The 15,100-nt window shown below is 59.8% G+C and carries 27 protein-coding genes; all 27 read right to left on the bottom strand.

The features are described from left to right. Positions 1-14: 14 nt before the first annotated feature. Complete coding sequence (gene rpsK, locus L3N39_RS17630; RefSeq protein WP_021702690.1) at positions 15-404, bottom strand: 30S ribosomal protein S11; 390 nt, start codon at positions 402-404, stop codon at positions 15-17. Between the two features lie 32 nt (positions 405-436). Next, the gene (gene rpsM / locus L3N39_RS17625) at positions 437-793 is read right to left on the bottom strand and encodes a 30S ribosomal protein S13 (protein ID WP_237258723.1); all 357 of its coding nucleotides are present in this window, start codon (positions 791-793) and stop codon (positions 437-439) included. 127 nt (positions 794-920) lie between these two features. Further along, a complete protein-coding gene (gene rpmJ, locus L3N39_RS17620) occupies positions 921-1,037 on the bottom strand; it encodes a 50S ribosomal protein L36 (protein ID WP_043217073.1) in 117 nt (38 codons plus the stop codon). A 30-nt stretch (positions 1,038-1,067) separates the two neighbouring features. Beyond that, a complete protein-coding gene (gene secY / locus L3N39_RS17615; RefSeq protein WP_237258722.1) occupies positions 1,068-2,396 on the bottom strand; it encodes a preprotein translocase subunit SecY in 1,329 nt (442 codons plus the stop codon). Beyond that, positions 2,397-2,831: a 50S ribosomal protein L15 gene (gene rplO / locus L3N39_RS17610; protein WP_237258721.1), complete on the bottom strand. Its 435-nt coding sequence runs from the start codon at positions 2,829-2,831 to the stop codon at positions 2,397-2,399. 2 nt (positions 2,832-2,833) lie between these two features. Continuing rightward, positions 2,834-3,013, bottom strand: a complete 180-nt coding sequence (rpmD, locus tag L3N39_RS17605; protein ID WP_041110244.1) for a 50S ribosomal protein L30 — start codon at positions 3,011-3,013, stop codon at positions 2,834-2,836. A gap of 2 nt (positions 3,014-3,015) precedes the next feature. Next, positions 3,016-3,516 (bottom strand): 30S ribosomal protein S5, encoded by a 501-nt coding sequence (gene rpsE, locus L3N39_RS17600; protein ID WP_237258720.1) that lies wholly within the window; start codon positions 3,514-3,516, stop codon positions 3,016-3,018. A 3-nt stretch (positions 3,517-3,519) separates the two neighbouring features. Continuing rightward, a complete protein-coding gene (rplR, locus tag L3N39_RS17595; RefSeq protein WP_237258719.1) occupies positions 3,520-3,870 on the bottom strand; it encodes a 50S ribosomal protein L18 in 351 nt (116 codons plus the stop codon). Positions 3,871-3,880: 10 nt separating this feature from the next. Further along, a complete protein-coding gene (rplF, locus tag L3N39_RS17590) occupies positions 3,881-4,414 on the bottom strand; it encodes a 50S ribosomal protein L6 (protein ID WP_237258718.1) in 534 nt (177 codons plus the stop codon). Positions 4,415-4,427: 13 nt separating this feature from the next. Continuing rightward, complete coding sequence (rpsH, locus tag L3N39_RS17585; protein ID WP_237258717.1) at positions 4,428-4,820, bottom strand: 30S ribosomal protein S8; 393 nt, start codon at positions 4,818-4,820, stop codon at positions 4,428-4,430. A gap of 178 nt (positions 4,821-4,998) precedes the next feature. Next, complete coding sequence (gene rpsN, locus L3N39_RS17580; RefSeq protein ID WP_237258716.1) at positions 4,999-5,304, bottom strand: 30S ribosomal protein S14; 306 nt, start codon at positions 5,302-5,304, stop codon at positions 4,999-5,001. Between the two features lie 12 nt (positions 5,305-5,316). Next, complete coding sequence (gene rplE, locus L3N39_RS17575) at positions 5,317-5,856, bottom strand: 50S ribosomal protein L5 (RefSeq protein ID WP_237258715.1); 540 nt, start codon at positions 5,854-5,856, stop codon at positions 5,317-5,319. A gap of 19 nt (positions 5,857-5,875) precedes the next feature. Then, a complete protein-coding gene (gene rplX, locus L3N39_RS17570; protein WP_237258714.1) occupies positions 5,876-6,190 on the bottom strand; it encodes a 50S ribosomal protein L24 in 315 nt (104 codons plus the stop codon). A gap of 12 nt (positions 6,191-6,202) precedes the next feature. Further along, complete coding sequence (gene rplN, locus L3N39_RS17565) at positions 6,203-6,571, bottom strand: 50S ribosomal protein L14 (protein WP_237258713.1); 369 nt, start codon at positions 6,569-6,571, stop codon at positions 6,203-6,205. Positions 6,572-6,594: 23 nt separating this feature from the next. Beyond that, positions 6,595-6,861 carry a 30S ribosomal protein S17 gene (gene rpsQ, locus L3N39_RS17560; RefSeq protein WP_237258712.1) on the bottom strand — a complete coding sequence of 89 codons (267 nt, stop codon included), beginning with the start codon at positions 6,859-6,861 and terminating at the stop codon, positions 6,595-6,597. 2 nt (positions 6,862-6,863) lie between these two features. Continuing rightward, positions 6,864-7,055 carry a 50S ribosomal protein L29 gene (gene rpmC, locus L3N39_RS17555; RefSeq protein WP_003289209.1) on the bottom strand — a complete coding sequence of 64 codons (192 nt, stop codon included), beginning with the start codon at positions 7,053-7,055 and terminating at the stop codon, positions 6,864-6,866. Continuing rightward, positions 7,055-7,468, bottom strand: coding sequence for a 50S ribosomal protein L16 (gene rplP, locus L3N39_RS17550; protein WP_041110237.1), 414 nt, complete (start codon positions 7,466-7,468; stop codon positions 7,055-7,057). Before rplP ends, rpmC begins: the two co-directional genes overlap by 1 nt. A 12-nt stretch (positions 7,469-7,480) precedes the next feature. Further along, on the bottom strand, positions 7,481-8,167 hold the full coding sequence (gene rpsC / locus L3N39_RS17545; RefSeq protein WP_237258711.1) for a 30S ribosomal protein S3: 687 nt from the start codon (positions 8,165-8,167) through the stop codon (positions 7,481-7,483). A 13-nt stretch (positions 8,168-8,180) separates the two neighbouring features. After that, positions 8,181-8,513 (bottom strand): 50S ribosomal protein L22, encoded by a 333-nt coding sequence (gene rplV / locus L3N39_RS17540; protein WP_003103908.1) that lies wholly within the window; start codon positions 8,511-8,513, stop codon positions 8,181-8,183. 12 nt (positions 8,514-8,525) lie between these two features. Then, positions 8,526-8,801 (bottom strand): 30S ribosomal protein S19, encoded by a 276-nt coding sequence (rpsS, locus tag L3N39_RS17535; protein ID WP_237258710.1) that lies wholly within the window; start codon positions 8,799-8,801, stop codon positions 8,526-8,528. 16 nt (positions 8,802-8,817) lie between these two features. Further along, a complete protein-coding gene (gene rplB, locus L3N39_RS17530) occupies positions 8,818-9,639 on the bottom strand; it encodes a 50S ribosomal protein L2 (protein ID WP_237258709.1) in 822 nt (273 codons plus the stop codon). 14 nt (positions 9,640-9,653) lie between these two features. Then, positions 9,654-9,953: a 50S ribosomal protein L23 gene (gene rplW, locus L3N39_RS17525; RefSeq protein ID WP_237258708.1), complete on the bottom strand. Its 300-nt coding sequence runs from the start codon at positions 9,951-9,953 to the stop codon at positions 9,654-9,656. Continuing rightward, positions 9,950-10,552, bottom strand: coding sequence for a 50S ribosomal protein L4 (gene rplD, locus L3N39_RS17520; protein WP_237258707.1), 603 nt, complete (start codon positions 10,550-10,552; stop codon positions 9,950-9,952). Before rplD ends, rplW begins: the two co-directional genes overlap by 4 nt. A 12-nt stretch (positions 10,553-10,564) precedes the next feature. Continuing rightward, on the bottom strand, positions 10,565-11,200 hold the full coding sequence (gene rplC, locus L3N39_RS17515) for a 50S ribosomal protein L3 (RefSeq protein ID WP_237258705.1): 636 nt from the start codon (positions 11,198-11,200) through the stop codon (positions 10,565-10,567). An 84-nt stretch (positions 11,201-11,284) separates the two neighbouring features. Beyond that, complete coding sequence (rpsJ, locus tag L3N39_RS17510) at positions 11,285-11,596, bottom strand: 30S ribosomal protein S10 (RefSeq protein ID WP_003103876.1); 312 nt, start codon at positions 11,594-11,596, stop codon at positions 11,285-11,287. A gap of 149 nt (positions 11,597-11,745) precedes the next feature. Then, the gene (gene tuf / locus L3N39_RS17505; protein WP_237258693.1) at positions 11,746-12,939 is read right to left on the bottom strand and encodes an elongation factor Tu; all 1,194 of its coding nucleotides are present in this window, start codon (positions 12,937-12,939) and stop codon (positions 11,746-11,748) included. 30 nt (positions 12,940-12,969) lie between these two features. Further along, positions 12,970-15,075 carry an elongation factor G gene (fusA, locus tag L3N39_RS17500; protein WP_237258704.1) on the bottom strand — a complete coding sequence of 702 codons (2,106 nt, stop codon included), beginning with the start codon at positions 15,073-15,075 and terminating at the stop codon, positions 12,970-12,972. Between the last annotated feature and the right edge of the window lie 25 nt (positions 15,076-15,100).

Genomic DNA, 15,100 nt, shown 5'->3' with positions numbered 1-15,100 from the left:
CACTGTCTCCTGAATTACACGCGGCGCTTCTTCGGCGGACGGCACCCGTTGTGCGGGATAGGCGTCACGTCGGTGATGCTGGCGATCTTGTAGCCGCAGGCGTTCAGCGCGCGCACGGCAGACTCACGACCCGGGCCGGGGCCCTTGACGTTCACATCGAGGTTCTTCAGACCGTACTCCAGAGCGGCCTGGCCGGCGCGCTCGGCAGCGACCTGGGCTGCGAACGGAGTGCTCTTGCGCGAACCACGGAAACCCGAACCACCGGAGGTGGCCCAGGACAGGGCATTGCCCTGACGGTCGGTGATGGTCACGATGGTGTTGTTGAAAGACGCGTGGATATGGGCGATCCCATCGACCACTGTCTTTTTGACTTTCTTACGAGTACGAGCAGCAGGCTTAGCCATGAATTAATTCCTGTCGATACGCGGACGCAAAATTACTTGCGGATCGGCTTACGCGGGCCCTTGCGGGTACGCGCGTTGGTCTTGGTGCGCTGGCCGCGGACCGGCAGCCCACGACGATGACGCAGGCCGCGGTAGCAACCCAGGTCCATCAGACGCTTGATCTTCATGTTGATTTCGCGGCGCAGGTCACCCTCGGTGGTGAGCTTCGCGACTTCGCCCCGCAGCTGCTCGATCTGCTCGTCAGAGAGATCCTTGATCTTTGCCGACGGATTTACGCCGGTAGCTGCACAAAGCTGCTGTGCAGTGGTGCGACCAACACCGTAGATGTAGGTCAGCGAGATAACAGCATGCTTGTTATCCGGAATGTTGACGCCTGCAATACGGGCCATTCAGTGAAACTCCAATTGACAGCTACCTACGCCCCGGAAGCCAAGAAAAGGGCGCGAGATATTATCGCTGTAGAAACAAATATTCAACCCGACAGCGCACTAGCTGCCGGGCCTCACACTTCCACAATCAGCCTTGGCGCTGCTTGTGGCGCGGTTCTGCGCTGCAGATAACCCGTACGACGCCGTCGCGACGGATCACTTTGCAGTTGCGGCACAGCTTCTTGACCGATGCACGAACTTTCATCAACCAACTCCTCGAACCTTACGAACCACTTCAGCGGAGCATGCCGCCGCCGTAGCTCTTCAGGTTGGCTTTCTTCATGAGGGAATCGTACTGGTGCGACATGAGGTGCGATTGCACTTGGGACATGAAGTCCATGACAACCACGACCACGATCAGCAACGAGGTCCCGCCAAGGTAGAACGGCACGTTGGCCGCCACCACCAGGAACTGGGGCAGCAGGCATACGGCCGTCATGTACAGGGCGCCGAACAGGGTCAGACGAGTCAGCACGCCATCGATGTAGCGCGCGGACTGCTCACCCGGACGAATCCCCGGAATGAATGCACCGGACTTCTTCAGGTTCTCCGCCACATCCTTCGGGTTGAACATCAACGCCGTGTAGAAGTAGCAGAAGAAGATGATACCGGCACTGAACAGCAGGATATTGAGCGGCTGCCCCGGAGCGATGGCCTGCGACAGGTCAGCCAGCCAGCCCATGTTCTCGGACTGACCGAACCACTGCCCCAGCGAAGCCGGGAACAGCAGGATGCTGCTGGCGAAGATCGCGGGAATCACGCCGGCCATGTTGACCTTCAGCGGCAGATGACTGGTTTGCGCGGCGAACACCTTGCGCCCTTGCTGGCGCTTGGCGTAATGCACGGCGATACGCCGCTGCCCACGCTCGATGAACACCACGAAGCCGATGATCGCCACCGCCAGAAGGCCGACCGCCAGCAGGGCGATGATATTGATATCACCCTGCCTTGCAGACTCGAAGGACTGCCCAAGAGCACCCGGAAGGCCCGCCACGATTCCAGCGAAGATCAGCATCGAGATCCCGTTGCCGATACCCCGCTCGGTGATCTGCTCACCCAGCCACATCATGAACATGGCACCAGCCACAAAGGTGGTGACAGCCACGAAGTAGAAGCCGAAATCGCTGGTGAACGCCACGCCCTGGCCCGCCAGACCAACGGACATGCCGATGGCCTGGACGATGGCCAGCACGAGCGTGCCGTAGCGAGTGTACTGGCTGATCTTACGACGACCAGCCTCGCCTTCCTTCTTCAACTGCTCCAGTTGCGGACTGACCGCCGTCATCAGCTGCATGATGATCGATGCCGAGATGTACGGCATGATCCCCAGCGCGAAGATGCTCATGCGCTCCAGCGCACCACCGGAAAACATGTTGAACAGACTAAGAATGGTCCCCTCATTCTGGCGAAACAGCTCGGCGAGCCTATCCGGATTGATCCCCGGAACCGGAATGTGCGCACCTATCCTGTAGACGACAATCGCCAGGAGCAGGAAACGCAAACGAGCCCAGAGTTCAGACAACCCGCCGTTTGCCAGCGCGGAGAGAGCACCTTGCTTAGCCATTTAGTCCTCGAACTTACCGCCAGCTGCTTCAACCGCCGCACGCGCACCCTTGGTGGCTGCGATGCCCTTCAGAGTCAGCGCACGACCAACCTCGCCCGACAGCATGACCTTGACGCGCTGTACGTTCTGGTTGATGACGTTGGCATCCTTGAGGCTCTGCAGGGTCACGACGTCACCCTCGACCTTGGCCAGTTCGGCGGTACGCACCTCGGCGCGGTCCATTGCCTTGAGCGAGACGAAGCCGAACTTGGGCAGACGGCGATGCAGCGGCTGCTGGCCACCCTCGAAGCCGGGAGCGATCTTGCCACCGGAGCGAGAGGTCTGACCCTTGTGGCCGCGGCCACCGGTTTTGCCGAGTCCGCTGCCGATACCACGGCCCGGACGCAGCTTTTCGCGACGGGCACCCGGCGCGGAACGCAGATCGTTCAGTTGCATGATTAACCCTCCACGCGGAGAAGGTAGTAGGCCTTGTTGATCATGCCGCGATTCTCGGGAGTATCCTGAACCTCGACGGTATGACCAATGCGACGCAGGCCGAGACCCTTGACGCATGCCTTGTGGTTGGCCAGTCGGCCGTTCACGCTCTTGACCAGCGTGACCTTGACGGTGTTAGCCATGATTACAGAATCTCCTCGACGCTCTTGCCACGCTTGGCAGCAACGGACTCGGGCGACTGCATGGCCTTCAGACCCTTGAAGGTGGCGTGGACGACGTTCACCGGGTTGGTGGAGCCGTAGCACTTGGCCAGGACGTTATGAACGCCAGCCACTTCCAGCAGTGCGCGCATGGCGCCGCCGGCGATCACACCGGTACCTTCGGAGGCAGGCTGCATGTAGACGCGCGAGGCGCCATGCACGGCCTTGGTCGGATACTGCAGGGTGGTGCCGTTCAGCTCGACCTGGATCATGTTGCGGCGAGCCGCTTCCATGGCCTTCTGAATGGCGGCCGGAACCTCGCGGGACTTGCCGCGACCGAAGCCGACACGGCCCTTGCCATCACCTACCACGGTGAGGGCGGTGAAGGTGAAGATACGACCACCCTTCACGGTTTTGGCGACGCGGTTAACCTGAACCAGCTTCTCAATGTAGCCTTCGTCGCGCTTTTGCTCGTTATTTGCCATAACTTAGAACTCCAGCCCGCCTTCACGAGCAGCATCAGCCAGTGCCTTCACACGACCGTGGTACTTGAAGCCAGAACGGTCGAACGCCACCTGGGTAACGCCAGCGGCTTTCGCACGCTCGGCAACCAGCTGACCAACCTTCTTGGCCGCCTCGACGTTGCCGGTGGCTCCGTCGCGCAGTTCCTTGTCCAGGGTCGAGGCGCTGGCCAGGACCTTGCCGCCGTCGGCCGAGAGGACCTGGGCGTAGATGTGCTGGGAAGACCGGTACACGCACAGGCGTACGGTTTCCAGCTCGCGCATCTTCAGACGTGCCTTGCGAGCACGACGCAGACGAGTTTCTTTCTTTGCGCTCATTTGCTATGCCCTACTTCTTCTTAGCTTCTTTGCGACGAACCACTTCATCCGAGTAGCGAACGCCCTTGCCCTTGTAAGGCTCCGGACGACGGAAATCGCGGATTTCGGCGGCCACCTGACCAACCAGCTGCTTGTCGATGCCCTTGATCAGGATATCGGTCTGGCTCGGGGTTTCAGCGGTGACACCCTGCGGCAGCTCGTAGTCGATCGGATGCGAGAAGCCGAGCGCCAGGGACAGTACCGAGCCCTTGGCCTGCGCCTTGTAACCAACACCAACCAGCTGCAGCTTGCGCTCGAAGCCCTGGCTGACACCGATCACCATGTTGTTGACCAGGGCACGGGTGGTGCCGGCCATGGCGCGAGTCTGCTGGTCGCCGTTGCGAGCAGCGAAACGCAGCTCACCGGACTCTTCCAGCACTTCAACGGAAGGATGCACATTCAGATCCAGAGCGCCCTTGGCACCCTTGACCGACAGCTGCTGACCAACGAGCTTGATTTCGACGCCAGCAGGCACCTTGACGGGGTTTTTAGCAACGCGAGACATGCCTTAATCCCCCTTAGAACACAGTGCAGAGCACTTCGCCACCAACGCCAGCGGCACGGGCAGCACGATCAGTCATCACACCCTTGTTGGTGGAGACGATGGACACGCCCAGACCGCCACGCACTTTCGGCAGCTGATCGACGGATTTGTACTGGCGAAGGCCAGGACGGCTCACGCGCTTGAGCTCTTCGATGACCGGACGGCCTTCGAAATACTTAAGCTCGATAGTCAGCTGAGGCTTCACATCTTCGCTGACCTGGTATCCCGCGATATAGCCTTCGCCCTGAAGAACATTGGCTACAGCCACCTTCAGCTTGGAAGACGGCATGCTTACGACGGACTTTTCGGCCATCTGGGCATTACGGATACGAGTTAGCATGTCCGCTAACGGGTCCTGCATACTCATGGGCTCTTGGCTCCTAGAACAAAAAAATAAGCCGAATGGCTTGCACCGCTTATACGCCCCAAAATGCGAGGCTCAAGCGAGCCGAACATTCTAGAGACCGTTCAGAAACGAATCAAGCCCCATGCGGGGCTTGATTCGTTCAAGGCGACGAACCGGAGGACTCCGGCCCGCGTGCCCCTTACCAGCTGGCCTTGACCAGACCCGGCACGTCACCGCGCATGGCGGCCTGGCGCAGCATGTTGCGCGACAGGCCGAACTTGCGGTACACGCCGTGCGGACGACCGGTCAGGCGGCAGCGATTGCGCAGGCGGGATGCGCTGGCATCACGCGGCTGCTTTTGCAGCGCGATCTGGGCGTTCCAGCGCTCTTCCGGCGAGGCGTTCGGATTCACGATCACCGCCTTCAGAGCAGCGCGCTTCTGAGCGAACTTCGCGACCAGACGCTGACGCTTCAGCTCGCGGTTCTTCATGCTTTCTTTAGCCATGTCCTACTCCGATCAGTTGCGGAACGGGAAGTTGAACGCGCGCAGCAGCGCACGACCTTCCTCGTCCGTACGGGCGGTGGTGGTCAGGGTGATGTCCAGACCACGCAGCGCATCGATCTTGTCGTAATCGATTTCCGGGAAGATGATCTGCTCTTTCACGCCCATGCTGTAGTTGCCGCGACCATCGAAGGACTTGGCATTCAGGCCACGGAAGTCGCGCACGCGCGGCAGCGAGATCGACAGCAGACGATCCAGGAACTCGTACATCCGCTCGCGACGCAGAGTCACCTTCACACCGATCGGCCAGCCCTCACGGACCTTGAAACCAGCGATGGACTTGCGCGCGTGAGTGACGACGCACTTTTGACCCGTGATCTTTTCCAGGTCGGCAACCGCGTTCTCGATGATCTTCTTGTCACCAATCGCTTCGCCAAGACCCATGTTCAGGGTGATCTTGGTGATACGCGGAACTTCCATCACGTTCGCAAGCTTCAGCTCTTCCTTCAGCTTCGGCGCGATTTCGTTCCGATAAACTTCTTTCAGTCGTGCCATGGTTATCTACCTAGCAGTCTCAAGCATCAACCGGCTTTTGGGTCGACTTGAAGACACGAATTTTCTTGCCGTCTTCAACCTTGAAACCCACGCGATCAGCCTTGTTGGTTTCACCGTTGAAAATGGCAACGTTGGAGGCGTGCAGCGGCGCCTCTTTCTCGACGATACCGCCCTGGATGCCGGCCATCGGGTTTGGCTTGGTGTGGCGCTTGACCAGGTTGATCCCACCAACGACCAGACGGTCGTCAGCGAGAACCTTGAGCACCTTACCGCGCTTGCCCTTGTCTTTGCCGGCGATGACGATGATCTCGTCGTTGCGACGAATCTTTTGCATGCGGCTACTCCTTTACAGCACTTCAGGGGCAAGCGAGACGATCTTCATGAACTTCTCGGAACGAAGCTCACGAGTCACCGGCCCAAAGATACGGGTGCCGATCGGCTCCTGCTTGTTGTTCAGCAGGACCGCAGCGTTGCCGTCGAAACGGACGATCGAGCCGTCGGGGCGACGCACACCGTGACGGGTACGCACGACGACCGCGGTCATCACCTGGCCCTTCTTGACCTTGCCGCGCGGAATCGCTTCCTTCACGGTGACCTTGATGATGTCGCCGATGCCGGCATAGCGACGATGCGAACCGCCGAGCACCTTGATGCACATGACACGGCGGGCACCGCTGTTGTCAGCCACATCGAGCATGGATTGAGTCTGAATCATATACTTTCTCCGACCCCTAGCCCTTAGACTTCGACGGCGCGTTCGACGACGTCAACCAGGGTCCAGGACTTGGTCTTGGCCATCGGGCGAGTCTCGCGGATGGTGACCTTGTCGCCGATGCGGCACTGGTTGGTTTCGTCGTGAGCGTGCAGCTTGGTCGAACGCTTAACGTATTTGCCGTAGATCGGGTGCTTGACGCGACGCTCGATCAGTACGGTGATGGTCTTGTCCATTTTGTCGCTGACGACACGACCGGTCAGCGTGCGGACGGTTTTCTGAGCTTCAGCCATGATCACTTACCTGCCTGCTGGTTGAGCACAGTCTTGACACGAGCGATATCGCGCTTGACTTGCGAGAGCAGGTGAGACTGCCCCAACTGACCAGTCGCCTTCTGCATGCGCAGATTGAACTGGTCGCGCAGCAGCTCGAGCAATTGCTCGTTCAGCTGCTGAGCGGATTTTTCACGAAGTTCATTCGCTTTCATCACATCACCGTCCGCTTAACAAAGGAGGTGGCGAGCGGCAGCTTTGCAGCAGCCAGGGCGAAAGCCTCACGCGCCAGCTCTTCGGAAACACCCTCGATCTCGTAAAGCACCTTGCCCGGCTGAATCTGGGCTACCCAGTACTCCACGCCCCCCTTACCTTTACCCATACGAACTTCGAGGGGCTTCTTGGTCACGGGCTTGTCGGGGAACACGCGGATCCAGATCTTGCCGCCACGCTTCACGTGACGGGTCAGCGCACGACGTGCAGCCTCGATCTGACGCGCGGTCAGACGACCACGGGAAACGGACTTCAGGGCGAACTCGCCGAAGCTTACTTTGCTACCGCGCTGAGCCAGACCACGGTTGTGGCCGGTCATCTGCTTGCGGAATTTTGTACGCTTGGGTTGCAACATTTGGCGTACTCCTTACTTGGCAGCTTTTTTACGAGGAGCGGGCGCCTGCGGCTTGAGCTCTTCATGGCGGCCACCGATGACCTCACCCTTGAAGATCCATACCTTGACACCGATCACACCGTAGGTGGTGTGCGCTTCGTAGGTGGCATAGTCGATATCCGCACGCAGGGTGTGCAGCGGCACACGACCTTCGCGATACCATTCGGTACGAGCGATCTCGGCACCGCCGAGACGACCGCTGACCTGGATCTTGATGCCCTTGGCACCAATGCGGATGGCGTTCTGGACCGCACGCTTCATGGCGCGACGGAACATCACACGACGCTCCAGCTGCTGAGCAACGCTCTGTGCAACCAGCATGGCATCGAGTTCCGGCTTGCGGATTTCCTCGATGTTGATGTGCACCGGCACACCCATTTGCTTGGTCAGGTCCTGGCGCAGCTTCTCGACATCCTCACCTTTCTTGCCGATCACAATGCCGGGACGAGCGGTGTGGATGGTGATGCGTGCGGTTTGAGCCGGACGATGAATATCGATACGGCTTACGGACGCGCTTTTTAGTTTGTCTTGGAGGTACTCACGCACGTTCAGATCTGCAAGCAGATAATCGGCGTAGGTCCGACCGTCTGCGTACCAGACGGAGGTATGCTCCTTGACGATTCCCAGGCGAATGCCATTGGGATGTACTTTCTGACCCATCTGATCGACTCCGTTACTTGTCCGCAACCTTGACAGTGATATGGCAAGACCGCTTGACGATGCGATCAGCGCGGCCCTTGGCGCGCGGCATGATGCGCTTAAGCGAACGCCCTTCGTTGACGAAGACGGTGGAGACCTTCAGGTCGTCCACATCGGCGCCTTCGTTGTGCTCGGCGTTGGCCACGGCCGACTCCAGCACCTTCTTCATGATTTCCGCGGCTTTCTTACTGCTGAAAGCCAGCAGGTTGAGCGCTTCGCCCACCTTCTTCCCGCGGATCTGGTCGGCGACCAGGCGGGCTTTCTGGGCGGAGATGCGAGCGCCCGACAACTTAGCGGCAACTTCCATCTTCAATACCCCTTAGCGCTTGCCTTTCTTGTCCGCTACATGCCCGCGATAGGTGCGGGTGGCAGCGAACTCGCCGAGCTTGTGGCCGACCATGTCTTCGCTCACGAGGACCGGGACATGCTGACGACCGTTGTGTACAGCGATGGTCAGACCGACCATCTGCGGCAGGATCATCGAACGGCGCGACCAGGTTTTCACCGGCTTGCGCTCGTTCTTTTCCACCGCCGCCTCGACCTTCTTCAACAGGTGAAGATCGATAAAAGGACCTTTTTTCAGAGAACGCGGCACTGTCGTATCCCTCTAGTTACTTGCGACGACGGACGATCATGTTATCGGTGCGCTTGTTGGAGCGAGTCTTCGCGCCCTTGGTCGGGAAGCCCCATGGCGACACCGGATGACGACCACCGGAGGTACGACCTTCACCACCACCGTGCGGGTGATCGACCGGGTTCATGGCAACACCACGAACGGTCGGACGAACGCCACGCCAGCGCTTGGCACCAGCCTTACCCAGCGAGCGCAGGCTGTGCTCGGAGTTCGAGACTTCGCCCAGGGTGGCGCGGCACTCGGCCAGGACTTTGCGCATTTCGCCGGAGCGCAGACGCAGAGTCACATAGGCACCCTCACGCGCAACCAGCTGAGCCGAGGCACCAGCGGAACGAGCGATCTGCGCACCCTTGCCCGGCTTCAGTTCGATGCCATGCACGGTCGAACCGACCGGGATGTTGCGCAGCGGCAGGCTGTTACCGGCCTTGATCGGCGCATGCACACCGGACACCAGCTGGTCACCGGCAGACACGCCCTTCGGCGCGATGATGTAACGACGCTCGCCATCGGCGTACTTCAGCAGCGCGATGTGGGCAGTACGGTTCGGATCGTATTCGACGCGCTCGACGATGGCAGGGATGCCATCCTTGTTGCGACGAAAATCGACCAGGCGATAGTGCTGCTTGTGGCCACCGCCAACATGGCGAGTGGTGATGCGACCGTTGTTGTTACGGCCACCGGACTTCGACTTCTTCTCGAGCAGCGGTGCGTAGGGAGCGCCCTTGTGCAGCTCCTGGTTGACCACCTTGACCACAAAACGGCGGCCAGCGGAAGTCGGCTTGCATTTAACGATTGCCATGATGCACCCCTTCCTTACTCAGCACTGCTGGCGAAATCGAGATCCTGGCCTGGCTGAAGAGCGATGTAGGCCTTCTTCCAGTCGTTGCGCTTGCCCAGACCGCGAGCGGTGCGCTTGGTCTTGCCCTGGACATTCAGGGTGTTGACTGCAGCCACCTTCACGTTGAACAGGCTTTCAACGGCCTTCTTGATTTCCAGCTTGGTTGCGTCAGTCGCAACCTTGAAAACGAATTGGCTCTTGCCATCGGCCAGCACGGTTGCCTTCTCGGAGACGTGCGGACCAAGCAGGACTTTGAATACGCGTTCCTGGTTCATCCCAGCAGCTCCTCGAATTTCTTCACGGCCGACACGGTGATGAGCACCTTGTCGTAGGCAATGAGACTGACCGGATCCGAACCCTGCACGTCGCGAACATCGACATGCGGCAGGTTGCGGGCAGCCAGGTACAGGTTCTGGTCGACGGCATCGGAAACGATCAGCACGTCGTTCAGACCCATGCCGTTCAGCTTACCGGCCAGCTGCTTGGTTTTCGGCGAATCAACGGCGAAATCCTCGACAACGACCAGACGCTCGGAACGGACCAGCTCGGCAAGAATGGAGCGCAGGGCTGCGCGATACATCTTCTTGTTGAGCTTTTGGTCATGGTTCTGCGGACGCGCAGCGAAGGTGACGCCACCGCCACGCCAGATCGGACCACGGGTGGTACCGGCACGGGCACGACCGGTGCCCTTCTGGCGCCACGGACGCTTGCCACCGCCGGAGACGTCGGAACGGCTCTTCTGCTGCTTGCTGCCCTGGCGACCGCCAGCCATGTAGGCCACTACGGCCTGGTGCACGAGGGTCTCGTTGAATTCCCCACCGAACGCGCGATCGGAGACTTCGATGGCCTGAGCGCCATTAACATTCAATTGCATGTGAACTCCCCCTTACCCGCGAGCCTTGACGGCCGGACGCACGATTACGTCGCCGCCAGTGGCACCAGGGACTGCGCCCTTGACCAACAGCAGGTTGCGTTCGGCATCGACACGCACGATTTCCAGGGACTGCACGGTGACGCGCTCGGCGCCCATGTGCCCGGACATCTTCTTGCCCTTGAATACACGACCAGGAGTCTGGCACTGGCCGATGGAACCCGGGACGCGGTGGGATACGGAGTTACCGTGGGTATTGTCCTGACCACGGAAATTCCAGCGCTTGATGGTACCGGCAAAGCCCTTACCCTTGGATTGACCGGTGACGTCCACCAGCTGACCCGCCTGGAAAATTTCCGCCTTGATCTCGTCACCAGCCTGGTATTCGCCGTCTTCCAGGCGGAACTCCAGAACAGCACGGCCTGCAGCGACATTCGCCTTGGCGAAATGGCCGGCCTGAGCCTTGGTCACGCGGGACGCACGACGCTCACCGACAGTGACCTGCACTGCACGATAGCCATCGCTCTCTTCATTTTTGAACTGAGTGACGCGATTCGGCTCGATCTCGATGACCGTAACCGGAATAGAGACACCATCCTCGGTGAAAATGCGGGTCATGCCGCACTTACGACCGACTACACCAATAGTCATTTTGAAACCTCTTGAGTGTACGGGGCTTTCACCCGCTATGGCCGCCCATTTCAGAGCGTTACACGACTAACAACCGGCAGGTTATTAGCCGAGGCTGATCTGCACTTCCACACCAGCCGCAAGATCGAGCTTCATCAGCGCATCGACCGTTTTATCGGTCGGCTGAACGATGTCCAGCACACGCTTGTGGGTCCGGATTTCGTACTGGTCACGCGCGTCCTTGTTGACGTGCGGGGAGATCAGCACAGTGAACCGCTCTTTGCGGGTTGGCAGCGGAATCGGACCACGCACCTGAGCACCAGTACGTTTCGCGGTTTCCACGATTTCCTGGGTTGATTGATCGATCAGGCGATGGTCAAAAGCCTTCAACCGAATACGGATTTGTTGGTTTTGCATTTTGACCTCAGACTCCAAGTAGCCATCCCTACCAGGCGAAAAACGCCCGATAAAAGGAGGCGCAATTGTACGGATGCGTCCAGGGGGTGTCAATAAATGACCAGCAATAGAAAAAGGCCCCCGAAGGGGCCTTTTTCAGATCACCGCAATCACTCGATGATCTTGGCGACCACGCCGGCGCCGACGGTACGGCCACCTTCGCGGATCGCGAAGCGCAGGCCGTCTTCCATGGCGATCGGCTTGATCAGGGTGACAACCATCTTGATGTTGTCGCCCGGCATCACCATCTCGACGCCTTCCGGCAGTTCGCACGAGCCGGTCACGTCAGTGGTACGGAAGTAGAACTGCGGACGGTAGCCCTTGAAGAACGGGGTGTGACGACCACCTTCTTCCTTGGACAGCACGTACACTTCGGCTTCGAACTTGGTGTGCGGCTTGATGGTGCCCGGCTTGGCCAGAACCTGGCCACGCTCGACTTCATCACGCTTGGTACCGCGCAGCAGCACGCCGCAGTTCTCGCCGGCACGACCTTCGTCGAGCAGCTTGCGGAACATTTCCACGCCGGTGCAGGTGGTCTTGGTGGTCGGACGCAGACCGACGATCTCGATCTCTTCCTGCACCTTGACGATGCCACGCTCCACACGACCGGTGACCACGGTACCGCGACCGGAGATCGAGAACACGTCTTCGATCGGCATCAGGAACGGCTTGTCGATGGCACGAACCGGCTCGGGGATGTAGGTATCCAGGGTCTCGACCAGCTTCTTCACTGCCGAGGTACCCAGGCCGTTCTCGTCTTCGCCGTTCAGCGCCATCAGCGCAGAACCGACGATGATCGGCGTGTCGTCGCCCGGGAAGTCGTAGGTGCTCAGCAGGTCGCGAACTTCCATCTCGACCAGTTCCAGCAGCTCGGCATCATCGACCATGTCGGCCTTGTTCAGGAACACGACGATGTACGGAACGCCTACCTGGCGGGACAGCAGGATGTGCTCGCGAGTCTGCGGCATGGGGCCGTCGGCAGCCGAGCAGACCAGGATCGCGCCGTCCATCTGGGCAGCACCGGTGATCATGTTCTTTACGTAGTCGGCGTGACCGGGGCAGTCAACGTGCGCGTAGTGACGAATGTTGGAGTCGTATTCCACGTGGGCGGTGTTGATGGTGATACCGCGCGCCTTTTCTTCCGGAGCGCTGTCGATCTTGTCGAAGTCGACGCGAGCCGAACCGAACACTTCCGAGCACACGCGGGTCAGCGCAGCAGTCAGAGTGGTCTTGCCATGGTCAACGTGACCGATGGTGCCGACGTTGACGTGCGGTTTGTTACGTTCGAATTTTTCCTTAGCCACGACAGTAAACCTCTTACTTAAAGGGCTGAATCAACCTTGTTTTTTGATGATAGCGTCGGCGATGTTGGCTGGCGCTTCCGCGTACTTCGCGAACTCCATGGAGTAGCTGGCACGCCCCTGCGACATGGAGCGAACGTCGGTAGCGTAACCGAACATCTCGCCCAGCGGCACCTCGGCACGGATGACCTTGCCGGAAACGGTGTCTTCCATGCCCTGGATCAGGCCGCGACGACGGTTCAAGTCACCCATCACGTCGCCCATGTAGTCCTCGGGAGTAACCACCTCGACCTTCATGATCGGCTCGAGCAGCACCGCACCGCCCTTCTGGGACAGCTGCTTGGTTGCCATCGAGGCCGCGATCTTGAACGCCATCTCGTTGGAGTCCACGTCGTGGTAAGAACCATCGAACACGGTCGCCTTCAGGCCGAGCAGCGGGTAGCCGGCGAGCACGCCGTTCTTCATCTGCTCCTCGATGCCCTTCTGGATCGCCGGGATGTATTCCTTCGGAACCACACCACCGACAACCTCGTTCTTGAACTCCAGACCTTCCTGACCTTCGTCGGAGGGCTCGAAGCGGATCCAGCAGTGACCGAACTGGCCACGACCGCCGGACTGGCGAACGAACTTGCCTTCGATCTCGCACTTGTTGCGGATCATTTCGCGGTAGGCGACCTGCGGCTTGCCGATGTTGGCCTCGACGCCGAACTCGCGCTTCATGCGGTCGACGATGATGTCCAGGTGCAGCTCACCCATACCACCGATGATGGTCTGGCCGGACTCTTCGTCAGTCTTGACGCGGAACGACGGGTCTTCCTGGGCCAGCTTGCCCAGCGCGATACCCATCTTCTCCTGGTCAGCCTTGGTCTTCGGCTCGACGGCGACGTGAATCACCGGCTCCGGGAAGTCCATGCGCTCGAGGACGATCTGCTTGTCGGAATCGCAAAGGGTGTCACCGGTGGTGACGTCCTTCATGCCGATCAGCGCAGCGATGTCACCAGCGCGGCATTCCTTGATCTCTTCACGCTGGTTGGCGTGCATCTGCACCATCCGGCCAACGCGCTCCTTCTTGCCCTTGACCGAGTTGATCACCGAGTCACCGGATGCCAGCACGCCGGAATACACGCGAACGAAGGTCAGGGTGCCGACGAACGGGTCGGTCGCGATCTTGAACGCCAGCGCGGCGAACGGCTCGTCGTCCGAGGAATGACGCTCGTCGACGATCTCGTCGTTGTCCGGGTTCACACCCTTGATCGCCGGAACCTCGTCCGGGGCCGGCAGGTAGTCGATCACGGCGTCGAGAACCAGCGGCACGCCCTTGTTCTTGAACGACGAACCACAGACAGCCGGAACGATCTCGCAAGCCAGGGTGCGCTGACGCAGGCCGGCCTTGATTTCCTCGTTCGACAAGTCACCTTCTTCCAGGTACTTGTTCATCAGCTCTTCATTGGCCTCGGCAGCCGATTCGACCATGTTCGAACGGTACTCGGCAGCCAGCTCGGCCAGCTCCGCAGGAATCTCTTCCTCGCGGTAGGTCATGCCCTTGTCTTCGTCATTCCAGTAGATCGCCTTCATCTTGAGCAGGTCGATCTGGCCTTCGAAGTTTTCCTCGGCGCCGATGGCGAGCTGGACCGGGACCGGGGTGTGGCCCAGACGCTTCTTGATCTGCTCGACGACGCGCAGGAAGTTGGCACCCTGGCGGTCCATCTTGTTGACGTAGACGATACGCGGCACGCCGTACTTGTTGGCCTGACGCCAAACGGTCTCGGACTGCGGCTCGACACCGGAAGTACCGCAGAACACCACGACAGCACCGTCGAGCACGCGCAGCGAACGCTCCACTTCGATGGTGAAGTCCACGTGGCCGGGGGTATCGATCACGTTGATGCGATATTTGTCCGGGAACTGCGCGCGCGAGCCCTGCCAGAAGGTGGTAACCGCTGCGGAGGTGATGGTGATACCACGCTCCTGCTCTTGCACCATCCAGTCGGTGGTCGCCGCACCGTCGTGCACCTCACCCAGCTTGTGGTTGATGCCGGTGTAGAAAAGAACCCGCTCCGTCGTGGTGGTCTTGCCCGCGTCGACGTGGGCACAGATACCGATGTTACGGTAGCGGTTGATCGGGGTAGTACGAGCCAAAATAAGGTCCTCGTAGAAATTGCGC

This window comes from Pseudomonas oligotrophica (genome assembly GCF_021726475.1).
Taxonomy (GTDB): Bacteria; Pseudomonadota; Gammaproteobacteria; order Pseudomonadales; family Pseudomonadaceae; genus Stutzerimonas; species Stutzerimonas oligotrophica.
The sequence above is the reverse complement of the archived record's forward strand: the minus strand, read 5'-3'. Positions and strand labels throughout refer to the sequence as shown.